The sequence below is a fragment of the Bacteroides sp. CAG:633 genome, assembly GCF_000435115.1.
Lineage (GTDB): Bacteria > Bacteroidota > Bacteroidia > Bacteroidales > Bacteroidaceae > Bacteroides > Bacteroides ndongoniae.
Genome location: NZ_FR883063.1, coordinates 1 through 1,647, shown reverse-complemented (window position 1 = coordinate 1,647; position 1,647 = coordinate 1). Strand labels below are relative to the sequence as shown.

Genomic DNA, 1,647 nt, shown 5'->3' with positions numbered 1-1,647 from the left:
CGTTGAGGGTTGAGAGTTGAAAGTTTAGGGTTTAAAGACATTTTAGGCACGGATTACACGGAAAACACAGATTGATTTTTTACCCTGTGAAACTCCGTGCCCTCTGTGGTAAACCCAATTTTAATTATTAATTATCAATTATGTCATCCGTGCCTGACCCCCCATTCATCTTTTAATTTTCAATTTTCAATTATCAATTATCAATTATCAATTATCAATCCCCCCGTATTCCCCGCAATCAAAACACGGGCACTCCTTCTTCACCCCGGGAAGCTCACGGTGCCCCACGATCTTTGCCTGCGGAAAGAGTTTACGGAGTTTCAGCAGCAGCTCCATCAGCTGCATTTTCTGCTCCGCGGTGCGGGTATCGGCAGGACGTCCCTGCTCGTTCAGTCCGCCCTCGTAACAGATACCGATGCTGCAACGGTTGTAGGGCCGGCAATGCGCCCCCACCTCCAGCAAACCCCGGTGACGGGTCACAGTCCCGTCGCGACGGATATAGAAATGATAACCAATGGTACGGAAGCCACGCGCCTTATGGTCGCGCATCAGCTGTTCCACCGTATAGTCACGGTCACAACGGGTGGCAGAGCAGTGAATGACAATGAAGCGGACCGAGTCCGCCCCATTCATCAAAGTGCCGTCCTCCACCCGGCGGAGAAGTTCGCGCTCGTTTCGCACTTCTTCTCCGCCAGACATCAAAGGATAAGATTCGGTAATCATAAGGTCAACAAAAGTTAGAGTTGGGCACAACTACTGATACCAAGTGCCGTCAGCGCCGCAATAGCCGCCTGAATAATGGCATGAATAATTGTTTTCCACGTGATTTTTTGAGAATTAGGTTCGTCCATAGTAAGAAAAAGGTTAATGGTTAATGGTTAATGGTGAATTTAATGGATAATGGAGAATGGATAATTGAGAATTGAGAGTTGAGAGTTGAGAGTTTAAGGTTGAGCGTAAAGAGTTTAGAGTTGAGCGTAGCCAATGTATTGGCTTCATTCTTCATTCTTCATTCTTAATTAGCTTCGCTCAAAACCTCTTTTATTTGAACGCTAAGGAATAGTCTTCATTTTCTTGTTCTTCATTTTTAACTAAAGAACTATCCTCAGTGGTATCTTCCCCTTTCCCCTCTCCTTGGGAGAGGGGCCAGGGGTGAGGCCTTAGCCCAGCGGATCTTCACCTCCTCCGCCACCGCCGCCACCGGGCACTTCAGGATCACCTTCGTCCACGGTACCCGGGTCGGTAGAAGTGACCTGCTTGATGACGTTTCCGTCCTTGTCGTAGCAAGTGATGTTGATGGACGTATTCTTCAGTTCGTCCTTGATCACGGTGCTGGGTGTGAAAATCACTTTGCGGGTGGTGATCAGTCCGGTACCCACGTCCTCGACGTTCTCCACCGAAGTGGCCTGTACGCCGAAGCGCATCGTACCGAGTCCGGGAATAGCAACCGAGTGACCCTCCGTCGCCCAGGCACGTATCACGTCGCCTATGGCTTCCCAGGCAGCATTGATGCTTCCCTTGGAGATGCCCGAACGGATCGCGGCTTCTGCAACAACCTTGTCCTCCTTGAGCGTACTGTAGATCTCGGTGGACATGATAAAACGATACTGCCCTTTCGGTAAGCTTCCAAAATTGGCGTATTGACTA

The 1,647-nt window shown here is 49.3% G+C and carries 3 protein-coding genes; all 3 read right to left on the bottom strand.

Annotated elements, in window-relative coordinates:
- Positions 1 to 207 precede the first annotated feature (207 nt).
- Positions 208 to 723, bottom strand: coding sequence for an N-acetylmuramoyl-L-alanine amidase (locus QVP67_RS07630; RefSeq protein WP_022162982.1), 516 nt, complete (start codon positions 721 to 723; stop codon positions 208 to 210).
- 14 nt (positions 724 to 737) lie between these two features.
- The gene (locus QVP67_RS07625; protein WP_022162981.1) at positions 738 to 851 is read right to left on the bottom strand and encodes a smalltalk protein; all 114 of its coding nucleotides are present in this window, start codon (positions 849 to 851) and stop codon (positions 738 to 740) included.
- A gap of 309 nt (positions 852 to 1,160) precedes the next feature.
- Positions 1,161 to 1,647 (bottom strand): DNA-binding protein (locus tag QVP67_RS07620; RefSeq protein ID WP_288180011.1); only part of this gene is annotated, 487 nt, incomplete at its 5' end.